Here is a 22,768-nt window from a genome sequence, read left to right as displayed (position 1 = left end):
AGCTGGATATGGCAGACATACTTGATGACGGCACTTTGAGTTTCCTGCCTGTCAGGCTCAACAACCAACCAGTGGTGATGGGTGGCCTCACAGCCGACGAAATGTGGGCAACCGTATTCTTCAGTGGTATTGCCGGTTTCATCCTTGGTATTCCCATTGCGATCCTGACCCATGTTTGGGCACTCATCATCGCTGGAGCTCTCATTGGCGGTGTCCTGGGGCTGACCGTTGCCAGTCGCTTACTACGCAACATCAAGCGCGGTCGGCCAGAGACCTGGGTATATCGCCAGTTCGAACTGAACATCGCCCGACACTTCCCAACCTTGAATGCCTCCCGACTCATCACACGCACAGGCACGTGGACCTGCCATCGCACGGAGGGTGCATGAGCTATCGCAAGAAAGTGGATTCGCAACAGGCTCACATCTATAGCCTACGCCTGGTCATTGGCCTGCAGATCGTGCTCGGTTTGTGGATGGCCTACGGATGGCAGAGCGCACCGCACGACCTGACAATCCACGTCCCGCCTGATCTCCGATCGGGTAGCACCCGTAAATGGTGGGATATCCCGCCTGAGTCGGTGTACTCGTTTGGGCTGTACATCTTTCAGCAGATGAACCGTTGGCCTACGGATGGTGAAACTGACTATGAGGACAACATCGCTCGTCTGACAGGTTATCTGACGCCTAGTTGCAAGGCCTATCTGCAGAAGGACTTCGAGTTGCGCCGCAACAGTGGTGAGTTGCGCAAACGCGAGCGCGGCGTTTTTGAGATCCCTGGCCGTGGTATAGACGACAAGCAAGAGCAACATATTAAGCAGAACAGTTTCAACGACTGGACGATAAACCTCGATATCAGCGCCGATGAGCATTACGGCGGCGAGCTGGTGAAGCGTGCCGTTGCACGTTACCCGCTGCATATCATCCGGTCGGACATCGATCCCGAGAAGAACCCATTCGGCCTGGCCTGGGACTGCTACAGCAGCAACCCGCAACGCATCGAAGCCTCCGCCGAACCAACTCAGGGGGGACGCAAGTGATTATGCGAGCCTTACTGATTGCCGGCGTCCTCATTGCCAGCCTGGCTGGATATGCGCAGGCAGTGGAAATTCTGCGCTGGGAGCGCATCCCACTCGCAGTGCCACTGATAGTCGGCCAAGAACGGATCGTCTTCGTCGATCAGAATGTTCGCGTGGGAATCCCGCGCAGCCTGGCCGACAAACTGCGGGTGCAGAGTACCGGGGGAGCCGTGTATCTACTTGCCAAGGAGCCGATCGAGCCCACCCGCCTGCAACTGCAGAACATGACCTCTGGCGAGATCATGCTGGTCGATATCGCCGCGACAGCGGGAGGCGCAAATCAACCGGTTCTGGAACCGGCCAAGATCGTCGCCGGCGAGAGTCCAGCCACCCGTTATGGACAAGGCAACACCCCGGTCAAGGCTGCAAGCAACCGCACCGCCCTATCTCCTACCGCCAGCGAGCAGGATACGAGCGAGGATCCTCCACCTGCTCGACGTGAGACGCCAATACCCGTGGTGATCACTCGATATGCCGCCCAGATGCTGTACGCCCCACTGCGCACGGTAGAAGCCGTGGAGGGTATATCCCAGGTCAACATCAATCACCGCCTGGATCTCGCCACCCTATTACCCACTCTGCCCGTCGAAGCGACAGCCTTGGGCGCATGGCGGTTGGACGGCTACTGGGTCACGGCAGTGAAACTGCGCAACACCAGTGCGCAGCACCTGACGATGGACCCCAGAGATCTCATGGGTAACTTCGTGACCGCCACCTTCCAACACCCTTACCTGGGAGCAATGGGCGATGCAAGTGATACGACGACGGTCTACCTGGTCACCCGTGGGCATGGGTTAGCAGAGTCGTTGCTGCCATCGGCCGTCGGACAGATCGACCCAAAAGGAGGGCGCCGTGAAGAATAATCCGGTTCTCAAGTACCTGGTCATCCCATTCTCAATTCTCGCCATTATCATCCTGGTCAAGATGTTCAGTGGCGGAAGCTCGAAACAGGAAGGTCCAGTGGGTCCAGCACCGCTGACCCAAGGCCAGGGCAAGACGCTGGGTGTTGACGGGGACACCCCAACTGACACGCTGCGGACAATTGTTGCCGAGAGCAAGCAACTCAAAGCTGAGGTCGCCAAGTCCCTCACGAACAATAATGATTTAAAACAACAAAACGATGAGCTGCAAAGACGCCTGCAAAACATCGACAAGAACATGGACAGCAAGCTGGATAGCGCACGAGAGTCGCTCAAACAGGAGTCGCAGCGACAAAACCAAAGCATCGTGGAAACGTTGCAAAAGCAACTCAACGCACTCAGCAACAAGCAAAACACCGAAGGTACTCCAGGGTCAGACCTGCCCATCGGTTTTGGGGTACAACCAGGTGATGGCCAAAGCTTTCAAGGAACACACAGTCTCGACATCGTCTGGATTGAACCTCAGGACGCAACCCCGGTCGACGTCAGCGGCAAACCGATTCCTGCGGGGTCGAATCAGACTGCGAATGGATTCAACTTCCCCACATCCTTCGGCCCAACCCTGGACCGTGGTCAGAATGCACTGAGCACCGGGGCACAGAACGTGGCGAACGAGATCTCGCCTCAGGATGCCCGCAAGCAGGTCCGCAAAGTCTACACGCTGCCCCAGAACTCAACCTTGATGGGGTCGGTGGCCATGTCTGCATTGATCGGCCGGGTGCCGATTGATGGCACCGTCAACGATCCGTATCCATTCAAGGTGCTGATCGGCCCGGACAACCTGACAGCCAATGGCATCGACCTGCCCGATGTCGCCGGCGCCGTGGCAAGTGGTACCGCCTCTGGCGACTGGACACTCTCTTGCGTGCGCGGGCAGATCCGGAGCCTGACCTTCGTTTTCAACGACGGCACCATCCGCACGCTGCCGGCGCCGCCCGAAGAAACCAATGGCAACCAGAACGGCCAGAGCGGCAACCAGAACAACAGCAATCAGCAATCAATCCAGGGGGGCCTCGGCTGGATCAGCGATGCGTATGGCATTCCCTGCATCAGCGGTGAACGTAAAAGCAACGCCACCCAGTACATCGGCTCTCAAGTCCTGATCACCGCCGCCGGCGCCGGCGCCGCGTCTCTGATCAAGTCGGACCCGAATGGCAGCTCGTTCACGAACACACAAACCGGCGCAGTAGGGACCGTTGGGCTGTCGGGCGGTGAAGCCATGGGCAAGATCATTGGCCAGGGTGTCAACGACGTCTCCAGCTGGGTGAACAAACTCTATGGCCAAGCCTTCGCCGCCGTGTACGTCCAGCCCGGGGCAAAGGTCGCGGTGCATCTGGATCAGCAACTGACCATCGACTACGAACTCAAGGGCCGCAAGGTCAACTACAACACTGGAGCCAGCCATGCCTCTGAAAATCTCGACTGAGTGCTGTCTGAGGGTTTGCGCCTGCATGGTCTTTGTTTTGGCCACTTCAGGGTGCTCCACCAGCAAGGAAGAAATGCTCCCTCACGGGGACAACAACATGATGGATGTCTGGAACCAAGGCAGTAGCGGGTCGGGAGGCAGTGCCGGCAGTCGTCAGTTGCTCGATGCCCGCCAGTCGCTTCGCCGGCCGCTGGAGCCCAGTCAGGTACGTCCGATGGACGACAACGCGACATTCACCCGTACGGCGCAGAACGAGATCTACAGCCAGTTCAAGCGCCTGCCCAATCCAGACCTGGTGATGTACATCTTTCCCCACCTCGCAGGTTCAGACCCTGCCCCCGTACCGGGATACACCACCGTGTTTCCACTTTACCAACGCGTGCAGTACGCCATGCCAGGCGAACGGACGGAGGAATACTGAATGGGGCTGTTCGAACGCTACAAAGCACACCGGGGCCAAAACCGAGTAGAGCCTGGCCTTCAACCGGGTGACACCGGCAGCCATGAGATCCCATTCGCATCCAATCAAGAGGCCGATCACGAGACGCCGGCGACAGAATCGTTCGAAGCCGCAACCGAGCGCTACTTTGAGCGTCTCTCAGCACTAGGCATCCCTTCACCGGATGATTGGCGGAATCCGAAAAAAAAGCCGGCGACAAAAGCTGATGTCACGCGCATGTATGAAGTCGACCCTTCCTTCGTCGATCTGCTGCCCTGGGTCGATTATTTACCCGAAGAAAAGGCCATGCTCCTCGAGGACGGCGTTTCCCGCGCCGCATTCTTCGAGCTGACGCCCATCGGGACCGAAGGCCGAGATCCCGCCTGGTTACGCAAGGCCCGCGATGCCTTAGAGAACGCCTTGCAGGACTCATTCGATGAGCTGGAAACCTCACCGTGGGTCGTGCAACTCTACGCCCAGGACGAGACCAGTTGGGACGATTACCTGCAGCAATTGCACAACTACATTCATCCACGGGCCAGGGGCAGCGCATTTACTGAGCTCTACTTGAAGCTGATGAAACAGCACCTGGAGGCCATTTCCAAACCTGGTGGTCTGTTCGAAGACACAAAGGTCAGTCAGCTCCCCTGGAGAGGCCAGCAGCGCCGCGTGCGACTCGTCGTCTATCGACGCACAAAGGGCAATAACGCAGACGTTCGCGGCCAGGCTCCTGGTCCTTACCTGAAAGTCATTTGCGATCGCCTGGTGGGCGGCCTGGCGAACGCCGGCATCAGGACCAAACGCATGGATGGTCATGCCATCCGCCATTGGCTTATCCACTGGTTCAACCCTCGTCCGGACCATCTTGGCCCCTCAGACGCAGACATTCGTCGGTTCTACGAGACAGTATGCAAAGAGGCCCCCGCGACAGAGGAAGGCGAACTGCCGCTGGCCAGCGGCACAGACTTCTCGCAAAACCTGTGCTACCGCGAACCACTGTCGGACACCGACACGGGGCTCTGGTACTTCGACGGTCTCCCACACCGGGTAGTCATGCTTGATCGATTGAGAGAGCCCCCCAAGACCGGGCACATCACCGGCGAGACCCGCAAGGGTGGGGATGCACTCAATGCGCTGTTCGACAAGATGCCGGAAGACACCATCCTCTGTATCACCCTGATCATCACCCCCCAGGACACACTGGAGAGCCATCTGGAAAATTTGGCGCGCAAGGCCGTCGGTGATACTCAAGCATCGAGCCTGACCCGCGAAGACGTGAAGACCGCACGAGAGTTCCTTGGGCGAAAGCACAAGCTGTACCGGGGCAGCGTAGCCTTCTATCTCCGGGGCCAGGATCACGCTCAACTGCAAGAACGGAGCCTGCAGCTCAGCAACGCCTTACTGGGTGCCGGCATCGAGCCGGTAGACCCAAGCAATGAAGTAGCTCCCTTGAACTCATATCTCAGGTGGCTTCCAGGGAATTTTGACCCCAATGAACGCCGAGCACTTCAGTGGTATACCCAGCTGATGTTTGCCCAGCATATCGCCAACCTGGCGCCGGTATGGGGACGATCGACAGGAACGGGACATCCAGGACTCACCTTTTTCAACCGCGGAGGCGCCCCTCTGACCTTCGACCCGTTGAACAAGCTCGATCGGCAAATGAACGCGCACTTGTTTGTGTTCGGTCCAACCGGTGCCGGCAAATCTGCAAGTCTGAGTAACCTGGTCAACCAACTGATCGCAGTGTATCGGCCACGTCTTATCATCGTGGAGGCAGGTAACAGCTTCGGATTAACCGGTGACTTCGCGCAGCGCCTGGGCCTGACCGTCAATCGCATCAAGCTCTCGCCCGGCTCGGGCGTCAGCCTTGCCCCCTTCGCGGATGCTGCGCGCCTGGTTGAAACACCTGACCAGGTCAAAATCCTCGACGCCGAGGATGTGGACTCCTCGGACGCTCATACGACCGGCCAGGAACAAGATGACAGCGATGATCAACGCGACATTTTGGGTGAACTAGAGATCGCAGCGCGGCTGATGATTACCGGTGGTGAGGAAAAGGAAGACGCTCGTCTAACCCGAGCGGATCGGAGCGCTATCCGCCACTGCATCCTCGCAGCTGCGAAAACCTGTGTGACCTCTGGACGTACGGTTCTGACCCAAGACATTCGCGATGCACTACAGGCGGCCGGTATGGCGGAGGGGATGCCTGAAGCACGCCGGAATCGCATGTTGGAAATGGCCGAGGCCATGGACATGTTCTGCATGGGGTCAGATGGCGAGATATTTAACCGCGCGGGCACACCCTGGCCAGAGGCGGATATCACCATTGTCGACCTGGCCACGTATGCTCGTGAGGGTTACAACGCGCAAATGTCGATCAGCTACATCTCACTGCTGAACTCGGTGAACAACATCGCCGAGCGGGATCAGTTCAAAGGACGCCCTATCGTCATGCTCACCGACGAAGGGCACATCATTACCAAAAACCCGCTACTCGCCCCTTATGCTGTGAAGATCACAAAGATGTGGCGAAAGCTCGGGGCGTGGTTCTGGCTGGCCACGCAGAACGTCGACGACCTACCGCCAGCCGCAGCGCCGATGCTGAACATGATCGAGTGGTGGATCTGCCTGAACATGCCTCCGGATGAAGTGGAGAAAATCGCCAGGTTCCGCGAACTCTCGCCCTCTCAGAAAGCGCTGATGTTGTCGGCTCGCAAAGAGAGCGGCAAATACACCGAAGGCGTGATCCTGTCAAAGTCGATGGAAGTGCTGTTCCGGGCAGTTCCTCCGAGCCTGTACCTCGCTCTGGCAATGACCGAACCTGAAGAGAAAAAACAACGATATGACGTGATGCAGGAGCTGGGTGTCGACGAGTTGGGCGCCGCCATAAAGATCGCTGCCGATCTTGACCGGTTGCGCGGTATCGAGCCCCACATCATCACCTTCCCGGAACAAAAGATGGCCTTGGAGAGCCTGGCATGAGAACACTGAATACCCTGACTCAGAATTTGATTGAAAACCTGACCCAGTTGCTTCAAACGCCTGGGGAGGACGCTCTGCAGTCCCTTAAAGTGTGTGCCCCTGTACTGATCGATCAGTTGGAGCAGGTATTGGTGAGGGCTGTAGACCGACGTGATATCGAATCACAGCTGCGTACCGTCCTGGACGAATGGTTTAGACAACATCCCCAGCCCGAACTGGCGGAGACCTCGCTGATTGAAGCTTTGCGCAGACACGCGTTGCTACCAGCGAAATGCGTCAGGACGCCGGCATGACGCGTCCTAACAAACGTTGGGTGATCTTGGGAGCACTTCTTTCTGGCCTTGTCATTGCGACCTTGGCCTTTTCAGGCTTTGTCACTGCAACCATGACCTTTCTTTCTCATATCCAAGATCAGAGTCTACCCCGGAACCATATCGGACCATGGGTACTCGGCACACCTAATGCGCGGTGGACGATCACCGAATTCGCGGATCTGGAATGCCCCTACTGCAAGACCTACACCCCAAACCTGAAATCATGGGTGCTACAGCAGAAGGACGTGAACCTCCAGTGGCACAACGTGCCGCTGGGGTTTCACGGTTCTGCCGCCGTACACGAGGCACGACGTGCCGAATGCGCCGGTAAGTTGGGTGGATCAGGTGCATTCTGGCAGGCCGTGGATCAAACCTTCGAACGGACACGTAGCAATGGCCAGGGATTCACTGGCCATCTTGACGTCGCCGGTATCGATAGCAGCGAACTGGAGTCCTGCTCGGTCAATGACCTGCAGGTCGCCTTACACATTGACCAGCAAACCAGAGAAGCAGCCTCACTCGGTGTAGAAGCGACCCCAAGCTTGGTAATCAGAGACAACACAACCGGCAAGTCAGTGAAGCTTGAAGGGCCGGCTGATGGAGTTACGCTGTTGTCGGCAATTGATTGGCTGGCAAATAGCAGCGGAGGTTCTACAGTAGAGTCTACTCATTCAAAGTGAATGTGCCCTCCCGGGGCACTTTTCCTTACTTGAACAGGACTACCACGGTACCAATGATGGTTGCGACACCAACTACTGCAGCAACAGCAAAAGAAGCCCACATTGCCCGCTTCTGTGACGCCTGAAGCATGAGTATCTTCATGTCTGTTTGTTGTCGGCTAAGATCGTCGTACTCACGAAAGAGTCGTTCTGCATCATACCGGGTCGTTTGCAGGCGGTGTTCGTCTTGCATTCGTGCTTCTGGGTCACCGTATCCACTGCCAAGCTGGTGCATCACTTTGCCAAGTTCAGAGGCGGCATCACTGGCACCGACCCACTTAGCACGAGCTAGATCGACCTTATTCATCGTTATGATTCCCTTACCGTTTCCATTCAATATCGAATCTTCTGCGCCCTGAATGCCGAGCAACAGACAACTGATGTCATCTCGACTTATTTTTTTATCACCGCGCATACCAATCACTATATCCATGAGGCGCTTTCTGCCCTCCAGAGTCGATGCAGTCGATCCAGCCTGCTCAAAATTTTTTAAGGCTTTAATGACGTCGACCGTGCCGTAGATCACGATCCTGGTTTTCGCATAGGCTGCATCGGCTAAAATCTTTTGTCGAGACTCCTCTGATTTACACAGAGCAGAATTCGATACAGCCGCTAAATACGCAACATACGACTCCGTACGAAGCTGCTCCCTACGTTTTCCATGTTCTCCCAGCAGGTTAAAGATGAACTGCATAATACTACCGCAAATCACACCTGCGATTGGTAACCAAATCACCCAACTGATCCCTGACTCAGGAACAGGCATATTCAATGACTCCCCATTAGTTTTCGCTGAAGCGATAGCCACATTCTGGTACCACCCAAACCCCGAGCAACGAGGCATGGTGTTTCCCTATATATCAGCAGCGTGGATATGTCCTCCTGCCTGCAATTGCTCCAAGTAGCACTCAAGGTTTCCTGAGATTTTTTCTAACACCCTCGGCAAGTATGGCAGCAAATGCGGAAAATCGGAGTGTGCTGGGCCACCATGATAATGACGGCAGTGTACAAGAATGGATTCACGGTCCTCGACAGAGATCTGTCGCATGGGGTCACGGTCGTTGTAATCGTGCAGATTTGATAGGTGGATGAACGCACACCCAAATTTGTATACGGAACCTGTCCAACCTTGCAGTTGTTGTGCAAGATCAACCATCTCATGATCTGTGACACGCCCACGGCCGCTGATGTGCCTCCATTGCGTCCCTTTCACCGATGCTTCAATCAAAGCCATTCGCCTTGAAGGCTCTTGATTAAGCAGGTAGACAACGCGAATCATCGAGTCCAGCTCTTGACGCAGAATGGCGATCATCTGACTAGGAATGTTTGCATTCTCAAGAAGACGCATGGCGCGTTTGTGATCGCTTGATCTACTGAAGACCTGTCTAGTGAAAACAGCAACTGCGTCCATACGTACACCCCCGCCTTTTTGCTATTGCATCGAACTGAACTTCGATCTGGCGGAAAAAAACACCAGGTCGATTATGTAGACCTCGATCTTGGCGCGCGCTCTCATGCCGGCAAGTCGGCCAGGATCACGCGCAGATCCGGCCAGGGGTACTTGGAAAACGCGCGGGTATTCACGCAGACGTCGACGCGCCCGACATCGCCTCGGCGAGCTGGGCGGCCAGGCAGACCACACAGCACACGAGCAGGCCGTCCAGGGCCAGTGGCTGCCCCAGTATCCAGCCCTTCTGTCAGCCGGTGCCAGACTCCGTTAGGGTCACGGCCGCTCATAGGCTGCGCCACTGCGGCCACAGGTCCGAGAGCTGATCCCCAATCTTCTCCAGGCTTTCAGTCGCCAGCGCGCCACCGAAGTGCAGGCCTTGGAGCAATCGCCAGAGCTCCATGGGCGCCCGCGCGTCCGCTTCGCCAATGCGGCGGCACAGCGTGTTCACCAGTTCGCCCAGGAGGTCGCTGTAGTGACCGGAAAAGGCCAGGTATGTGCCCAGGTGAGCGCCCAAGGTATCGGCGCCAGCGGCCAGGTCAGGGGCGTCGTCGTCGATAAAATCCTGCGCCATGGGTGGATCTCCTTTTCTTTGAAATGACCAGCACTGCATCAAACCAACGTGCCGGGTGTTGGTAGTCCAGTGTAGGGGGCTGTGGTTTCCGGGGGCAAACAAAAAGGCCCCCACACCGGGCTCAAGTGTGGGGGCCTCTTTCACATAAGTGGCGTTATTAGAAACGCGGCGGCGGGGCCACTTCGCGCTGAAAGCCACCGCCTTCCGGCAACTGGCTCTTCGGCTTGACCGCTTCAGGCGCGCGGCGCCCGATGGTGTAAATCAAGCCCACGGTCGACGGGTTGACGGCCAACAACTCCCAGCCCTCGTTCAACTTCTTGTTGACGTCAGTCGGGCTGTCTTCGTTCTGGATCTGCACAATGCCTTCAAAGCTCATGGGTAACGCTCCTTGCGGTGAATGAAGGCCGATTGTAACTACAACGGCCATGATGGAGGCCTTTCTGGTCGTTATACGTAGTCCCCACCCTGCCCGCGCTCGGGCCGTGTCCAACTGCGGCGCTTCGCTTCCAGCTCCCCCCCAGCGTCAAACTCAGGTCATGGCTAATCAGCCCTTCCGTTGACAGCGCATCAATCCAGCCCTGGGCAACGGCATATTTAAAGCTCGCCTCCGACTCGCTGGGCGCGGTTTCCACAGCGGTGATGGTCACTCGTGCCCGACTCACTACCTCGGGATTGTCCTGCTCAATTTGGATCAGCGGCATGGTGGAGAGTCCTTTCAACGGGGATTCTTTTGACTATCAAAGAATTTGGCACATGAACCACGTGGCGGTCGATCCTTTTCTCCCTGCCTTTTGAACCATTCGCCGTAAGCAGTTTGGCCTCGAACATAGAATTTGAGCGCTTGCTGTATTTTTGGATCCCCTTTCAAGTCAATGGGCCAACCGTCCAAGTCAAGTAATGTTGCAAAGCGTAAAGCCAGCATTGAGCACCCCCTGCTTGTGAAGAAGCTAAGATATTCAAGCTATGCCTGAGGCCACAAGCCAAAATACAACCTCAACCAAACACCTATTTTTTGCTGCGCCCAATGCCCCTATCCGGTTTCCTGCACCTGAACCCATTTCAGGTACGGCGCCATGACCCGGCATCTATATCTACAACGCAACTCAAGGCGCAGGCTTCTGCCTCTCGCCCTGATGCTCATATCAGCTATTGCACAGGCTGAGACCTGGGTAATCACAGATCGAGGACATCCGGTCACAGCTCCCACGGGAACCCGCATTATCCTCGTGGATGAACAACGACGCCTCGAGGAGCAACTCTCACACGAGCTCCCCGTAGATCCGCACCAGGCGGCGACATCCATTCAACGCTATCTGGCCACCCCGGCGGGGAAGCAGCTCCAGAAAGATCTTGCCAGTGCCCAGCAAGGTGTAACCGATGCTTGGAGTCTGGGAATCAAGAAAATCCCAGCCGTTGTGGTCGACCGTAGCTACGTCGTGTACGGCGAGCCGGATGTGGCAAAAGCAGTGGGGCTGATTGATCGAGCACGGAGCATGCAACGATGAAACGCCATCTGCTCCGGCCGCTATCGCTGGCCATCACCTTCAGCCTGTCCTTTACTGCATCTGCGGCGATCAACACAGCCGCTATCGTCGCATCGACACTCTCCCCCACCTGCCTTGAGTACCAGGTCGTCGGCATCTGTTACTGGTTGCTCTGCACCCCTTTTGGATGCACGGTCAAAACCTCGACGAAAGTCCGCCACTACGTTCCTGATGCCGTGGTGTCCGCCTACTCGAACACAGGAATGAACCCCTGGATCGAGATGTCCCCTCTTGGCTCGCCGAACCCGATGGCCCAGGCCGGCAACGACGGCACCACCAACCACGTTGCTGAAAACAACATCACGAAGTTCAAAGAGGCCGATGTCATCGGCCACCCGGGCGGAGCCACATTCAGCCAGTTCGCCAGCGCCTCAGGCTATGTCTGCAAGGGGGCGACCTTACCGCTCGTGCCCTACTTCCTCAGCACCCTTGACCCCATTGCCTGGCGATACGGAGTACCCGAGTCCGTATACCCCGAAGCACTCATTCCAGGCATGCGTGAAGTCAGCAGCCTCCTCACAGCAAGTAACTGGGGCAATCTCTACCCTCGTAGTGGCTTCCTCCACCAGGTCGACGACTACAAGACCGGCGCAGTCATCGCACAGCGCGCCGGCGATATCACGACTCGGATCGGCCAGGTCCACGTCTACCTGCCAATGCTCGCCCTCCCAATGCCAGGTTACTGGCCGGCAGGACCACTGCTTGAAGGCAATGCCTTAACTGGCAAATGGCAAGAACTGACCCCGACCCTCAACCCCACCTGCGCTACTTTTCCAAGTATCACCCCCAACATCGACTCCCAGGACGGCGGGTATGCCTGGGCACTCTGGCGCCCGTACTCCTGCTGTGAGCGGCGTGGGCAGACCTTTCTCGGCAGCACGGACTTCCTATGAACTCTCGATCGGAGCACGACATGAAACTCACTCCCTGGGCGATCGGACTCGTCTGTAGTCTCGCCTGTGCAGCAGCTTTCGCAGCTGATCCCATCAACGCGTCATCCTCGGGCAGTGTCATCGGTGACGACGTGCTTTACAGCATTGGCGGCGGTAACGCAGTGACAATGGGCAGCGCCGGCAACATGGACAGCATTTCGGTCGGCGGAGGTTGGAACAACAACCTGGTCTGCGGAAACATGAACTTGAGCAACACTCTGGAAAACCAATTGAACGGAGCCACGTCCGGATTCCAGAACATCATGACCTCGGTGCTTTCGAACGCCACCGGCGCCGTAGCCTCTCTGCCGGCACTGATTCTCCAGCGGGCAAACCCCGCGCTCTACAACCTGATCACCAACGGCATTCTGCAGGCTCGACTCGACTTTGACCGCTCCAAAGGTACCTGCCGAGCAATCGGCGAGAAGATGGCGGACATCGCTGGCGGTCAAATGGGCTGGGGGAAAATCGCCGAAGGCCAGGCAATGAGCCAGGCTCTGACGACGAATACCGATGCTGTATCCACCGTTGAGCAAGTCGAAAAGACAGGCGGCAACGATGGTGTCACGTGGGTGGGTGGTGATCGAGCTGGGGGCTCTGGCCAGCAGCCGATCCGTATTGTTGGAGACGTTACAAAGGCGGGTTACAACCTGCTGAACAAACGCGCGGCCAGCGACACATCCTCGATCAGCCAGGACACCTGCAACAACGGCCTGGTGTGCAATGTCTGGTCCTCTCCCCAGGAAGCCAGCACCTTCGCCAATCGTGTCCTGGGCGAGCAGCAACAACAGACCTGTGACAGTTGCCCTAAAACCGTCACCTCCGCCGGCGTGGGTCTCACGCCACTTATCCAGGAAACCTATGACACCAAGTTGAAAGCGCTGCAGGATCTGCTGACAGGTAACAAGGCCATCTCGGTTGAGAATCTTAACGCCGCGAGCAGCGACTCCCTGCCGATCACCCGCGGCGTTGTTGCCGCTTTGAAAGATGAACGTGATCAGGACGTCCTAGCCCGCCGGCTCGCGTCAGAGGTCGCACTCTCCGACGTCTTGGAGAAGGCGCTGGTTCTTCAGCGCACGCTGCTGGCGGGCAGCAAAGAGCCCAATGTTGCGGCCAATGACCTTGCGCTCCAGGCAGTCAACCAGCAGAGCTCATCGCTGCAGCAGGAAATCGGCAATCTGAAGATCGAGCTGGACATGCGGCAGCAGCTCGCGAAGAACTCTCCGATGACCATCATCGAACGCGGCAAGGCACGCGCCGAGAATTCGCGTGGGGTGTTCCAGGGAGATCCGGAGACGGACCGTTTGAACCAGTTGCAGTCACCGGCCAAGAGCCGGTAGTGAGGCATTGACCATGACCGATATTCAGGATTCTGTCATTGCCCCGGCGCACTCGCTCCCCCGTCGGCTCGGCCGCGGCATTTTGATCAGTCTGGCCGTCTTGGTGGCCATGACACTCCTGGTCGTTCTGCTGAATGCTGTGTTTCTTCAACTCTTCGACAACCTGCAGCAGTGGCAAGAATGGCGCTCGAACCATTACTGGTACCTTCTGGCCTGGCGCCTGGTGCTCTATACCGCGCTGACAGTGGCCTGGCTCAAACTCAAGGCTCGCCTACCCGAGTCCGAGCTCCACGTGCGTTTCTTGAGGGTAGAGATCCTGGTGGTTCTGCTGGTATTGCTGATTGAACTGAGCAAAGTACTGCTTCAGCCTGGGGGTGGGCTGTGACCCTGTATACCAATGATTACCTTGAGTACTACCTGACCCTGGTCGGCTGGATCATCAACAACGGCATCTGGGACATGATCCAGGACACGGGACTGTTCGCCCTGCCCTTCGCAATCATCGTGATACGAGAATGGCTCAAGGTCCGCGGTGAAGGGGCAGACGAAGGCAACAAGGGCGTGCTCTCTCTGGCCAGGATCGAGACCAGCATTTATGTCGGATACCTGGTCGTTGCCCTATGCGGAGTTCCTGCTGTGAATGTGAGCTTCGACACGCTGCAATTTGATCAAACCCGGGCACAGCAATGTCAGTACAACCTACCGGCGCCGACAGACACAGGATGGAACACGTCATTCAGCTCGCTGGCCGGCAAGAGCGCGCAAATGCCAGTCTGGTGGGCTTTCATGCATGCGCTGTCCAAGGCATTCACCAACGGTGCCGTCGCTGCGATTCCCTGCGGGACCGACCTGAGGCAGATGCGCATGGAGGTCGACAGCTCTCGCATCAATAATCCCCTGCTTGCCCAGGAGGTCGCGGATTTCACCCATGACTGCTACGGCCCCTCCAGGGCACGGTTGTTCATGCGACAACCGGATCTCGGATCTGCCGCCAGCAAGTCCGATACGCTGCAGGATCTGAGCTGGATCGGCTCGCACTTCTTCCTCAACACGGCGGGCTACTACGACACCGACTACTCCAAGACACCACGAACCTCATGGCCCTACAACGCAACCCGGGATGCAGGACTACCCGAGGTCACGGGCGGCGGCGGATATCCGACCTGCAAGCAATGGTGGTCCGACGGAAGCATTGGCTTGAAAGATCGACTGCAGGCCCAGGTAGATCCAGACCTGATGACAAAATTGCTGGGGTGGGCAAAGTGGCTGTCGTCTGATCAGGTCAACGAGGCAGTCATTCGGCAACTGGTGTCCCCCACCAGTCAGGTCCAAGGCGACGTCTACACCGATTATGGCGGACAGATCGGAGGGACCGTTTGGAATGGTGCTGCTCGTGCAGGGGGAACGTTAGGCGTTGCGCTGGGAGCATTAGGCTATTTCCCAGCAATGGATATGGTTCGCCAAGCACTGCCAATGATTATGGCCTTCTTGAAAATGGCAATGGTGATTTGCATCCCGATAGTCCTGATCATCGGTGCATATCAATTGAAGATAGCCATGACGATGAGTGTCGTCTTCTTCTCACTTATATTCGTCGATTTCTGGTTTCAACTCGCCCGGTGGGTCGACAGCACGATCCTGGACGCACTCTACGGCTCAGGCTCACCGCACCTTAGTTTCGATCCGGTAATGGGATTGAACACAGCTACACAGGACGCAATTCTCAATTTCGTCATGGGAGCAATGTTCATCATTTTACCCCTCTTCTGGATGACAGCCCTAGCATGGGCCGGATTTCAAGCAGGTGGTGTTCTTGATGGGCTATCGCGTGGTTCACAACCAGTGGAAAAAGCCGGAGCTACTGGCGGTTCCATTGGAAAACAAGCTATTGGTTCGGTCGGCGGAAAGAGCTAATAAAAAGGAGGACTTTGTCCTCCTTTTTGTTTTGTATCAATAGTCAGAAATCAAGACGCACATCATCGACTCTGTAATATCCCCAACCTTCAGGTCCATCTCGCCACATTGCCTGTTCTTGGTGATCTTGATGAAGGCTCTCGTTATGATCTTGGCCCCCCCAACACTCAGAGTCAGATGAACTGCGAAGAACAGATGCATCTCCTTTCACAGCCGCCCACAGAATAAGCCCAAAGCTCACCATCGTCATGATCGCGCCAGCAAGCCAGTGAAAGAGTACTGTCGAAAAAAATAGGATTGCAGCAAAAAGCACCAGTCTCTTCGTCCAACGGAGCACCACGTTTTCATCCGCCAGGAAAAACCGCACACCTCGGCCAAGGCCATAGCCCAAGCGGCTTGCAAGTCCCTGAGAGCTCTGTACGGTCATGGTGATGTCTCCTTTGCCCTTTTTCATAGAGGCGTCCTGATATCAGATATACGCCGGATTTGGCGAACTTGCAAGCCTGCTGGCATAATATGCCAACATCGAAAAGCGTCCCTTCCTCCCCCCCACTGGAGCACACCATGGCTACTCGAAATGTCGTCCTAACCGACCACCTGGAACAGGTCGTCAACGACCTGGTGCTCTCTGGTCGTTACCAGAACGCCAGTGAGGTACTGCGCGAAGGCCTCCGTCTCCTGGAGCAGCGCGAAGCGGAAGAAGCCGCCAAAGTAGAAGCCCTGAGACATGCCACCTCGATCGGACTGATGGATCTGGAGCAGGGTCGATTTGTAGAGGTAGATGGTGAAGGCCTGGGCAGGCTGCTGGCAGACATTGGCGAAGCCGCCTCCCTCTCCGTCGCCGAGAAACACTGAGCATGGTGCAGTACCGAATCACCGACACCGCTTTAGCGGACATCACCGATATTCTGAGGCATTCGCAGGTGCAGTTCGGCACAACGGCTCGGCTCAGGTACGGGGAGCTCATCCGCACAGCGATCGAGGACCTGGCTACCGTGCCGAATAGGATCGGTAGCAGTCTGCGTGACGAGATCACTCCCGGCCTGAGAAGCTTTCATCTGTGCCACTCCCGCAAGCGCGCAGCCACATCAAATGGCATGGTGCAAAGGCCTCGGCACGTCATGTTCTTCCGATTGGCCGACGACCAGGTCATTGAGGTTGTTCGGCTGCTACATGACGCAATGGAGGCCAGGCTGCATCTTCCCGAGGACTGATGGGGCAAATGGTCCAAAAGGGAAAGGGTTCTCGAAAAGCGAATGGAATGGTCCACAAGGGTAAAAGCCCTACCTGAAAGGGCTTGAAGCAAAAGGTGTTGACTCTCATGAGCGGTACTCCTTTTTCCCTTTAAACCATCGTTGCTTCATGGGCAGTTCTATGTTGTGGAGCTGCATTGGTAGAGCGCCCACCGACTGTTCCCTGCCATACGTTTTTGGGCAATGAGCACTCTACCAATGCAGCCCTGCGGTGCTGGGCTTGGGCGTTACCGGTTCTTTTTTTCTGTAACGGTGTCGGCGCTCAGTTTTTGCGAGCCAATTCGTGCAGGATCATGCGAGCTACACCTTCAGCGTCACGGCCGCCGCGCGCAGACGTTGACCCGCCTCCATCCATTCTGACCGTCATCCAGTCTGTCGCATCAACACGATATGAACCAGTCACCTCCATCCCATCGACCTGAACCATAATTTTGTTCCAATCTGTAGGCGTGCTTTTATGTTTCATCAGCTGTGATTTCCCTTAACTGTTGGATTCCTGGTGGCTGTCCCACCCCAGCCACCATTCGTTGTGCTTCCAGAAGTGCTCAGCGTAGGGATTGGTATCGTTGCCGGCCGCAGCAGCGGCATAACCCTCGTCGAAAGGGAGCTGCTCGGATACCGACCAGGAATGGATCGACCAACCGTCAACCTCACACTTAGCCTTTACGGCTTCAAAGCTCTCGCCAGAAACCTTATCGACCAGATCTGTGTGCGGCCGGTATACCGGGCCGCTCGCCTCAGTGCGCTTCAGCTCAAGAGATAGCTTGATCATTACTCAATATTTTCCTGCTCGATATGGGGCTGCGAAAAGCGCGCCTCTCCTCCTGCCAAAGCCCGCCAGGCGCGGGCTGATGGTATAGCTGATTTTCCTATCGGCGGCGATTGCCAATCCGGTGTCGGATGCCGGGGCCTGTTCTCGGCTGCGGCTGAAGTGCCTTGATCACTAGGAACAAGGCGAGCATTACGCCACCAGCAAGCACATAGCAGGTAAGTGAGCTAACAGGCAGTATTGAGTCGGGTGCAACCCCAACACCGACGCCAAAGGCTACACAAAGGACATACCAGATTGGATTCATGAGGTGGTCGACCTATGTGCGCGACGTGGTAACCGTATCAGCTCTTGGCTGGCCGCGGCTTGGCCGGGGCCTTCCTCGACGATGCAACCAACTTCTGGTTATCACGCATCGGGTGAAGATCGCCAACACATACGAACTCTCCGGACGTCGGCCTTCCGAACCTCTTGGAAAGCAGCTCGGCTTTACGCTTGCGTTCCAATTTACCGGGCGTGAAGTGGACCTGTAGCCGAGGTTTCCCGGAAAGCATAGGCGTATCCGAAACGAATGCTTTTGGGTCCATATGGAAGCGTTCAGCCAGAGCGAAAGCCATTCTAGGGCTGATCGACCTACCGCCATTGAGAACCTTGGACACCGCGAATTTGTCACCAATTTCGGGCAGATCCGAGCCGGTCAGTTCTAGTGTCTCCATCAAGTCCCTGAGCAGTTGCACCGGTGTGATGGTGGCCTTGATCGCAGCGTTAAACGCTTTGAGCTGTTCGCCTTTCTGTTCGTAAACCAGAATCGCGTCTTCAAGCTCGATAAGGATACGCTCCTCATACTTGTTGAGCTCATGTCCGTCGGTCAGTTCATCAAGCAACACAGTGGCGCGAGCGTAATCCTCTGGCCCCTCGATGCCGTTCACGAATTGACCGCGCAGCTGCTCCAGAAGCATTTGAAGATTTTCGAGCGCGGCGCGCACGCTCTGCGAATTTTCAAGAACAGTGGTCATGGTTTTGTTCCTCTTTTGTTACTGGCGTACCACGCGGTAGCGGTGTCGTAGTCAGCATGGGTGTAGATATGCTTCACGTAGAGCTTTTGCCGTTGGTAGTTGACGCCTGCTATGAGCCTGAGATTGTTCCCGCCAATATCAATCGCTACCCATCCCTCGGCAGCGCGGTGTTTAAATAGGTCGATATTCCTCCCAAAAATACCCTGCAGTTCGTTGTAACTCTCGGGTGCCGCTGCTAACAGCAGTCTGAGACAGCGCTCCAACCCGCTGCGATCGTTGGGGTATCGATCGGCAGCATCCTCAAACTTCTGCTTGATTAATACGTCCATGGGCATTCCTAACCTTTAGAGCCAATTATACGCCAGTTGTCTTTTTTGACAACCACACACCGTCAGTCCCGCAGTGGAGCCTTGAACGGCTCTGCGAACCGGACCAGCTGTCAGTAGCGTCTCCGCTCTTCGTGGAGCTGGAGGTAAACGGTTGACAGTAACGGATGCAACGTTGGATCAGGTGTTTGAATTGCCCAGGGCGGAGCAAAGTAGCGCGGCGGGTGGTCATGCGGCCTCTCTGTCAGGATTACACGGGAATCGTGCTAGATCTGGAGAGAGTCAGGTAGAGGCCTCCTGACAAGGGTATCCGGCAAGCCCCACCTGGTGCTCACGGAAAGTCGTTATCCACACAGTTCCGACCGTCGCGCCTATAGATATCATTCAGCCACCATAAATACTATTCGACGCTGATAATGCTTTCCCATTGAGCAAAACCCACCAGATAGAGGAAAAGCCCGCCCCATGAATCTTTCGTGGAGTTGGCCATGTTCTCAATCTTCCGGCGCGGCAAAGCTCAAGCTACCGCGGCCCCCTCCCCTAGCGGCTACATACAACCCGCCCAAGGCCTGGAGCTACTTGCGACCCCTCGTCGCCAAAAACTGCTGGAAAACATCTGGCAGCGCGCCTCGTTATCACGCCAGCAGTTTGTCGAGCTTTACCGACGTCCACTTGAACGCTACGCGGAATTGGTCCAGCAGCTCCCTGCTTCGGAAAACCACCACCACGCGCACCCCGGCGGCATGCTTGATCACGGGCTGGAAATCGTCGCCTATGCCTTGAAGATCCGGCAAACCTACCTACTGCCGATCGGCGCACCACCGGAGTCGCAATCGGCACAGGCCGAAGCCTGGACTGCGGCGGCGGCATATGGGGCACTTATTCACGACCTGGGGAAAATCGCCGTTGATGTTCACATCGAGCTGCAGGGAGGAACGACCTGGCACCCGTGGCATGGTCCCATCACCCGCCCCTACCGATTCCGCTATGTGAAGGGACGCAATTACCAGCTCCACGGCGCAGCAGCCGCGCTGATCTACGCACAGGTGCTCACACCCGACATCCTGGACTGGCTCAGCGGCTTTCCCGAAGCGTGGTCGCAGTTGATCTTCATCTTGTCCGGCCAATACGAGAACGCCGGCATTCTGGGTGAAATCGTAGTGCAGGCCGACCGGGCATCAGTTGCCCAGGAGCTCGGCGGCAATCCTGCTCGAGCACTGGTCGCGCCCAAGCAATCCCTGCAACGGCAATTGGCGGATGGCCTGCGGTATCTGGTACGCGACAAATTCAAGCTGAACCAGCCTGACGGGCCTTCAGATGGATGGCTGGCTCAGGACGCCTTATGGCTGGTCAGCAAACCCATAGCCGATCAGCTACGAGCCTATCTGCTTACACAGGGTGTCGATGGTGTCCCCACCTCGAATGCGCCGTTCTTCAACATGCTCCAGGATCAGGGAGTCATCCAGACCAATGCCCAAGACAAGGCAATCTGGAGGGCTACGATCGACAACGGGAATGGCTGGCGCAACACATTCACCTTACTCAAGCTCTCGCCGGCACTGATCTGGAATGATGCGAATGACCGCCCCCCGGTTTATTCGGGCACCCTGGAAGTTGATGCTGGCTCAACCACCGAGGAACCACAGGAGGTCAAACAATCCCTCGAGCCGGGCCTGCCAGAAAGCAACAGCACTGGTCCAGCGCTCCACAATACAAACGTTTCAGCCCCTGTACTAAAGCCTTCAGCCCCCACCACCAATGATCCTGCTGAAATTGACGCGCTTATGGCCCTCCTGGGTAATATCACAGCGCCACTAGAAGGCCACCCAGAGGATCCATTCTCGGCGGCACAGACCGCACCTTCGAAACTGGAAGAAATCCAGCCAATCGAGCCTTCAGTCGCGGGAAGTGAACCTGTAGCGAGCACCGAAGATATGGCTCCGATGCCGAGCCATAAGATCGAGCTGGGTCAGGGATTTGTTGAATGGTTAAGGAATGGCCTCGTCTCCCGGCGAATCATCATCAACGACACAAAGGCACTTGTGCATACCGTGACGGGAACCGCAATGTTGGTAACACCAGGAATTTTCAAGCGTTTCGTACAGGAGTTCCCTGCCATCGAAGCACAGGCAAAGGCCCAAAAAGTGGAAGCTTGGCAACTGGTGCAGCGAAGCTTTGAAAAACTGAAACTTCATCGAAAGACAGACAAGAGCCTCAATATCTGGACCTGCAACGTCATCGGTCCGCGCAGTACAAAGAAGCTCAAGGGATACTTGCTGATCGATCCCCTGACCGTGTTCAACGAATTGCCCTTCGACAATGTGAGCTTGAGTCTGATCTCTGGATCAGCGGAGGGCTCTGAATGACCGCTCCACTGGAACTGGCCAAGGATTACATCTTCACTCACGACCTGAGGGAGTCGAGCGGAAAAATCTACCTGGCGTCCACCCGAGCGTTGCTCAGGTATTTCGGTACAGAGATCGCGGCGGAAGACATCGATCACCGCGGCGTTCTTGGATGCCGAAGGGCGCTTCTGGAGAACGGCCTGTCGAAGCAGAGCTGGAACACCTACTCCAACCATCTGCGCACTGTCTGGGGTTATGCCCTGGAACAGGGTTTACTAACCCATACGACGACCAACCCGTTCAAGAAAACCGCGGTGATTCCGCCGAAGCGACCGAGCAAGACGATCGCCCGTGACGCGATAAAGATTGCGCGTGATTGGCTCAAGGCAATGGTTTCGGAAGAGCGCTGCTCGAAAAAACGCAGCAAAGTCACCCCAGCCTGGTTCTGGCTCGCTGCCTTCGAGATGTTCTACTACACGGGCATCCGACTGAACGCGCTGCTGACGCTTCGCTACCAGGACATCGACTGGCTCAACAAACTGATTCGGGTAGAGGCCGATACGGAGAAGACACACCGCGAATTCTCCATACCGATCATGGCGGGCCTGGAACCGCACATAAGACGCTTGCTGGATGCCGCCGATGAAATCGGATTCGCTCCCAGCGATCAGTTGTTCAACGTCAACCGGTTCTCCAGACACTATCGATCCAAGGTCATGAATATCGACCAAGTAGAGGGCATGTATCGCAAGCTGACGACGGCGCTTGGGGTGCGCATGACCCCGCACCGGTTCAGGCATACCCTGGCCACCGATCTGATGAGGCAGCCAGAGCGCAATATCCACCTGACCAAGAACCTGCTGAACCATTCGAATATCGCGACCACCTTGAGTTACATCGAAGTTGATTACGATCACATGCGCGCCGTACTTCATGAGCGCAGCCTGGTCCAGGGAGCAATTGCGTTCGAAAGACGCGTCGACGAACACATTCCCGCCTCCCCGGCCAATACCTTGCCCGATCCTGGCGAGCCACCGCTCACGCTCATACCCCACATACCGGAGGTCCCACCGGCGCCGGCGGCAATTGAGGTGGTCGGGGCAACCCCCTCCCTACTGCTACCGCCTGAATCACCGCCAGTCCCCAAACTGCTGACTCAAGTCGCCAGCATCAGTTCAGAACGATATTCACTGGAGCAGGCCATTCTCCCAGTCGGTACCGGCCTCAGTCACGAGCTCACATGGGATGGTCCAGGCACCTGGTGGGAGGATCTCGGCATACCCCAGCCCCCATCCATGGATGAGGGGTCTGAGTCGTCCGTGTTGTTCACGCTGATGATCAGCAGAGTGGGTATCAAGAGCTACAGCTGGGGCTGATGCAGCCCATTGCTGGATCGCTGTAGCAGCTGATAGGCATGAGAACCGGCA

The 22,768-nt window shown here is 56.5% G+C and carries 27 protein-coding genes; 17 read left to right on the top strand and 10 right to left on the bottom strand.

The features are described from left to right. Positions 1-8 precede the first annotated feature (8 nt). Genes M5C71_RS11180 through M5C71_RS11145 form a run of 8 tightly spaced genes read left to right on the top strand, consistent with a single transcriptional unit; the run spans position 9 to position 7,842 of the window. Positions 9-389, top strand: coding sequence for a TIGR03750 family conjugal transfer protein (locus M5C71_RS11180; protein ID WP_248767836.1), 381 nt, complete (start codon positions 9-11; stop codon positions 387-389). Then, a complete protein-coding gene (locus M5C71_RS11175; protein ID WP_248767835.1) occupies positions 386-1,039 on the top strand; it encodes a PFL_4703 family integrating conjugative element protein in 654 nt (217 codons plus the stop codon). Before M5C71_RS11180 ends, M5C71_RS11175 begins: the two co-directional genes overlap by 4 nt. Positions 1,040-1,041: 2 nt before the next feature. Further along, positions 1,042-1,941, top strand: coding sequence for a TIGR03749 family integrating conjugative element protein (locus M5C71_RS11170; RefSeq protein WP_248767932.1), 900 nt, complete (start codon positions 1,042-1,044; stop codon positions 1,939-1,941). After that, the gene (locus M5C71_RS11165; protein WP_248767834.1) at positions 1,931-3,424 is read left to right on the top strand and encodes a TIGR03752 family integrating conjugative element protein; all 1,494 of its coding nucleotides are present in this window, start codon (positions 1,931-1,933) and stop codon (positions 3,422-3,424) included. The genes M5C71_RS11170 and M5C71_RS11165 overlap by 11 nt, the downstream gene beginning before the upstream one ends. Before the next feature lie 25 nt (positions 3,425-3,449). Then, positions 3,450-3,845 carry a TIGR03751 family conjugal transfer lipoprotein gene (locus tag M5C71_RS11160; protein WP_248767833.1) on the top strand — a complete coding sequence of 132 codons (396 nt, stop codon included), beginning with the start codon at positions 3,450-3,452 and terminating at the stop codon, positions 3,843-3,845. Next, positions 3,846-6,848, top strand: coding sequence for a conjugative transfer ATPase (locus M5C71_RS11155; RefSeq protein WP_248767832.1), 3,003 nt, complete (start codon positions 3,846-3,848; stop codon positions 6,846-6,848). It begins immediately after the preceding gene. Next, entirely contained in the window at positions 6,845-7,141 is a 297-nt protein-coding gene (locus tag M5C71_RS11150) for a hypothetical protein (RefSeq protein WP_248767831.1), read from the top strand. Before M5C71_RS11155 ends, M5C71_RS11150 begins: the two co-directional genes overlap by 4 nt. Continuing rightward, entirely contained in the window at positions 7,138-7,842 is a 705-nt protein-coding gene (locus M5C71_RS11145) for a DsbA family protein (RefSeq protein WP_248767830.1), read from the top strand. The genes M5C71_RS11150 and M5C71_RS11145 overlap by 4 nt, the downstream gene beginning before the upstream one ends. A 25-nt stretch (positions 7,843-7,867) precedes the next feature. Here the strand turns inward: M5C71_RS11145 and M5C71_RS11140 are convergent, their stop codons facing one another. The 5 genes from M5C71_RS11140 to M5C71_RS11120 form a co-directional block, all read right to left on the bottom strand. After that, complete coding sequence (locus M5C71_RS11140; protein WP_248767829.1) at positions 7,868-8,647, bottom strand: hypothetical protein; 780 nt, start codon at positions 8,645-8,647, stop codon at positions 7,868-7,870. Between the two features lie 87 nt (positions 8,648-8,734). Further along, a complete protein-coding gene (locus M5C71_RS11135) occupies positions 8,735-9,292 on the bottom strand; it encodes a hypothetical protein (RefSeq protein ID WP_248767828.1) in 558 nt (185 codons plus the stop codon). A gap of 322 nt (positions 9,293-9,614) precedes the next feature. Further along, complete coding sequence (locus tag M5C71_RS11130) at positions 9,615-9,902, bottom strand: hypothetical protein (protein WP_248767827.1); 288 nt, start codon at positions 9,900-9,902, stop codon at positions 9,615-9,617. Between the two features lie 157 nt (positions 9,903-10,059). Next, on the bottom strand, positions 10,060-10,278 hold the full coding sequence (locus M5C71_RS11125; protein ID WP_248767826.1) for a hypothetical protein: 219 nt from the start codon (positions 10,276-10,278) through the stop codon (positions 10,060-10,062). Then, complete coding sequence (locus M5C71_RS11120; RefSeq protein WP_248767825.1) at positions 10,268-10,603, bottom strand: hypothetical protein; 336 nt, start codon at positions 10,601-10,603, stop codon at positions 10,268-10,270. Before M5C71_RS11120 ends, M5C71_RS11125 begins: the two co-directional genes overlap by 11 nt. A 372-nt stretch (positions 10,604-10,975) precedes the next feature. On the opposite strand from M5C71_RS11120, the gene M5C71_RS11115 reads away from it, so the two are divergent. From M5C71_RS11115 to M5C71_RS11095, 5 genes are read left to right on the top strand one after another with little or no spacing between them, the layout of a single operon-like run. Next, positions 10,976-11,407, top strand: a complete 432-nt coding sequence (locus tag M5C71_RS11115) for a TIGR03757 family integrating conjugative element protein (protein ID WP_248767824.1) — start codon at positions 10,976-10,978, stop codon at positions 11,405-11,407. After that, the gene (locus tag M5C71_RS11110) at positions 11,404-12,339 is read left to right on the top strand and encodes a TIGR03756 family integrating conjugative element protein (protein ID WP_248767823.1); all 936 of its coding nucleotides are present in this window, start codon (positions 11,404-11,406) and stop codon (positions 12,337-12,339) included. Before M5C71_RS11115 ends, M5C71_RS11110 begins: the two co-directional genes overlap by 4 nt. A 20-nt stretch (positions 12,340-12,359) precedes the next feature. Further along, positions 12,360-13,718, top strand: coding sequence for an integrating conjugative element protein (locus M5C71_RS11105; RefSeq protein WP_248767822.1), 1,359 nt, complete (start codon positions 12,360-12,362; stop codon positions 13,716-13,718). A gap of 13 nt (positions 13,719-13,731) precedes the next feature. After that, positions 13,732-14,103 (top strand): hypothetical protein, encoded by a 372-nt coding sequence (locus M5C71_RS11100; RefSeq protein WP_248767821.1) that lies wholly within the window; start codon positions 13,732-13,734, stop codon positions 14,101-14,103. Continuing rightward, entirely contained in the window at positions 14,100-15,632 is a 1,533-nt protein-coding gene (locus M5C71_RS11095) for a conjugal transfer protein TraG N-terminal domain-containing protein (RefSeq protein WP_248767820.1), read from the top strand. Before M5C71_RS11100 ends, M5C71_RS11095 begins: the two co-directional genes overlap by 4 nt. 43 nt (positions 15,633-15,675) lie before the next feature. Here the strand turns inward: M5C71_RS11095 and M5C71_RS11090 are convergent, their stop codons facing one another. Beyond that, entirely contained in the window at positions 15,676-16,086 is a 411-nt protein-coding gene (locus M5C71_RS11090; RefSeq protein WP_248767819.1) for a DUF3742 family protein, read from the bottom strand. 110 nt (positions 16,087-16,196) lie between these two features. Here M5C71_RS11090 and M5C71_RS11085 point away from each other — a divergent pair, with 110 nt between their 5' ends. Next, positions 16,197-16,487, top strand: a complete 291-nt coding sequence (locus tag M5C71_RS11085; protein ID WP_248767818.1) for a type II toxin-antitoxin system ParD family antitoxin — start codon at positions 16,197-16,199, stop codon at positions 16,485-16,487. A 2-nt stretch (positions 16,488-16,489) separates the two neighbouring features. Next, positions 16,490-16,846: a type II toxin-antitoxin system RelE/ParE family toxin gene (locus tag M5C71_RS11080; protein WP_248767817.1), complete on the top strand. Its 357-nt coding sequence runs from the start codon at positions 16,490-16,492 to the stop codon at positions 16,844-16,846. Between the two features lie 301 nt (positions 16,847-17,147). Here the strand turns inward: M5C71_RS11080 and M5C71_RS11075 are convergent, their stop codons facing one another. The 4 genes from M5C71_RS11075 to M5C71_RS11060 all read right to left on the bottom strand — a co-directional run bounded on the left by M5C71_RS11075 (position 17,148) and on the right by M5C71_RS11060 (position 18,999). After that, positions 17,148-17,351: a hypothetical protein gene (locus M5C71_RS11075; protein WP_177099851.1), complete on the bottom strand. Its 204-nt coding sequence runs from the start codon at positions 17,349-17,351 to the stop codon at positions 17,148-17,150. Positions 17,352-17,366: 15 nt separating this feature from the next. After that, positions 17,367-17,657: a hypothetical protein gene (locus tag M5C71_RS11070; RefSeq protein ID WP_177099850.1), complete on the bottom strand. Its 291-nt coding sequence runs from the start codon at positions 17,655-17,657 to the stop codon at positions 17,367-17,369. Positions 17,658-17,998: 341 nt separating this feature from the next. Then, entirely contained in the window at positions 17,999-18,670 is a 672-nt protein-coding gene (locus M5C71_RS11065) for a transcriptional regulator (protein ID WP_248767816.1), read from the bottom strand. Further along, positions 18,667-18,999: a type II toxin-antitoxin system HigB family toxin gene (locus M5C71_RS11060; RefSeq protein WP_177099848.1), complete on the bottom strand. Its 333-nt coding sequence runs from the start codon at positions 18,997-18,999 to the stop codon at positions 18,667-18,669. Before M5C71_RS11060 ends, M5C71_RS11065 begins: the two co-directional genes overlap by 4 nt. A gap of 485 nt (positions 19,000-19,484) precedes the next feature. Here M5C71_RS11060 and mobH point away from each other — a divergent pair, with 485 nt between their 5' ends. Together mobH and M5C71_RS11050 are read left to right on the top strand one after the other, a co-directional pair. Continuing rightward, the gene (gene mobH, locus M5C71_RS11055; protein ID WP_248767815.1) at positions 19,485-21,362 is read left to right on the top strand and encodes a MobH family relaxase; all 1,878 of its coding nucleotides are present in this window, start codon (positions 19,485-19,487) and stop codon (positions 21,360-21,362) included. Then, a complete protein-coding gene (locus M5C71_RS11050) occupies positions 21,359-22,717 on the top strand; it encodes a site-specific integrase (RefSeq protein ID WP_248767814.1) in 1,359 nt (452 codons plus the stop codon). The genes mobH and M5C71_RS11050 overlap by 4 nt, the downstream gene beginning before the upstream one ends. Positions 22,718-22,768 lie beyond the last annotated feature (51 nt).

It is taken from the genome of Pseudomonas sp. MWU12-2345 (assembly GCF_023242385.1).
In the GTDB taxonomy this organism is placed as follows: domain Bacteria; phylum Pseudomonadota; class Gammaproteobacteria; order Pseudomonadales; family Pseudomonadaceae; genus Aquipseudomonas; species Aquipseudomonas gingeri_D.
The sequence above is the reverse complement of the archived record's forward strand: the minus strand, read 5'-3'. Positions and strand labels throughout refer to the sequence as shown.

Bases quoted from the DNA above. Each gene is read 5' to 3' on its own strand.
- M5C71_RS11145 (WP_248767830.1), top strand. From the start codon at position 7,138: ATGACGCGTCCTAACAAACGTTGGGTGATCTTGGGAGCACTTCTTTCT.
- M5C71_RS11100 (WP_248767821.1), top strand. From the start codon at position 13,732: ATGACCGATATTCAGGATTCTGTCATTGCCCCGGCGCACTCGCTCCCC.
- M5C71_RS11160 (WP_248767833.1), top strand. From the start codon at position 3,450: ATGGTCTTTGTTTTGGCCACTTCAGGGTGCTCCACCAGCAAGGAAGAA.
- M5C71_RS11125 (WP_248767826.1), bottom strand. From the start codon at position 10,278: ATGAGCTTTGAAGGCATTGTGCAGATCCAGAACGAAGACAGCCCGACT.
- M5C71_RS11060 (WP_177099848.1), bottom strand. From the start codon at position 18,999: ATGGACGTATTAATCAAGCAGAAGTTTGAGGATGCTGCCGATCGATAC.
- M5C71_RS11170 (WP_248767932.1), top strand. From the start codon at position 1,042: ATGCGAGCCTTACTGATTGCCGGCGTCCTCATTGCCAGCCTGGCTGGA.
- M5C71_RS11150 (WP_248767831.1), top strand. From the start codon at position 6,845: ATGAGAACACTGAATACCCTGACTCAGAATTTGATTGAAAACCTGACC.
- mobH (WP_248767815.1), top strand. From the start codon at position 19,485: ATGTTCTCAATCTTCCGGCGCGGCAAAGCTCAAGCTACCGCGGCCCCC.
- M5C71_RS11140 (WP_248767829.1), bottom strand. From the start codon at position 8,647: ATGCCTGTTCCTGAGTCAGGGATCAGTTGGGTGATTTGGTTACCAATC.
- M5C71_RS11180 (WP_248767836.1), top strand. From the start codon at position 9: ATGGCAGACATACTTGATGACGGCACTTTGAGTTTCCTGCCTGTCAGG.
- M5C71_RS11130 (WP_248767827.1), bottom strand. From the start codon at position 9,902: ATGGCGCAGGATTTTATCGACGACGACGCCCCTGACCTGGCCGCTGGC.
- M5C71_RS11155 (WP_248767832.1), top strand. From the start codon at position 3,846: ATGGGGCTGTTCGAACGCTACAAAGCACACCGGGGCCAAAACCGAGTA.
- M5C71_RS11075 (WP_177099851.1), bottom strand. From the start codon at position 17,351: ATGAAACATAAAAGCACGCCTACAGATTGGAACAAAATTATGGTTCAG.
- M5C71_RS11080 (WP_248767817.1), top strand. From the start codon at position 16,490: ATGGTGCAGTACCGAATCACCGACACCGCTTTAGCGGACATCACCGAT.
- M5C71_RS11050 (WP_248767814.1), top strand. From the start codon at position 21,359: ATGACCGCTCCACTGGAACTGGCCAAGGATTACATCTTCACTCACGAC.
- M5C71_RS11110 (WP_248767823.1), top strand. From the start codon at position 11,404: ATGAAACGCCATCTGCTCCGGCCGCTATCGCTGGCCATCACCTTCAGC.
- M5C71_RS11115 (WP_248767824.1), top strand. From the start codon at position 10,976: ATGACCCGGCATCTATATCTACAACGCAACTCAAGGCGCAGGCTTCTG.
- M5C71_RS11065 (WP_248767816.1), bottom strand. From the start codon at position 18,670: ATGACCACTGTTCTTGAAAATTCGCAGAGCGTGCGCGCCGCGCTCGAA.
- M5C71_RS11090 (WP_248767819.1), bottom strand. From the start codon at position 16,086: ATGAAAAAGGGCAAAGGAGACATCACCATGACCGTACAGAGCTCTCAG.
- M5C71_RS11135 (WP_248767828.1), bottom strand. From the start codon at position 9,292: ATGGACGCAGTTGCTGTTTTCACTAGACAGGTCTTCAGTAGATCAAGC.
- M5C71_RS11105 (WP_248767822.1), top strand. From the start codon at position 12,360: ATGAAACTCACTCCCTGGGCGATCGGACTCGTCTGTAGTCTCGCCTGT.
- M5C71_RS11070 (WP_177099850.1), bottom strand. From the start codon at position 17,657: ATGATCAAGCTATCTCTTGAGCTGAAGCGCACTGAGGCGAGCGGCCCG.
- M5C71_RS11085 (WP_248767818.1), top strand. From the start codon at position 16,197: ATGGCTACTCGAAATGTCGTCCTAACCGACCACCTGGAACAGGTCGTC.
- M5C71_RS11120 (WP_248767825.1), bottom strand. From the start codon at position 10,603: ATGCCGCTGATCCAAATTGAGCAGGACAATCCCGAGGTAGTGAGTCGG.
- M5C71_RS11175 (WP_248767835.1), top strand. From the start codon at position 386: ATGAGCTATCGCAAGAAAGTGGATTCGCAACAGGCTCACATCTATAGC.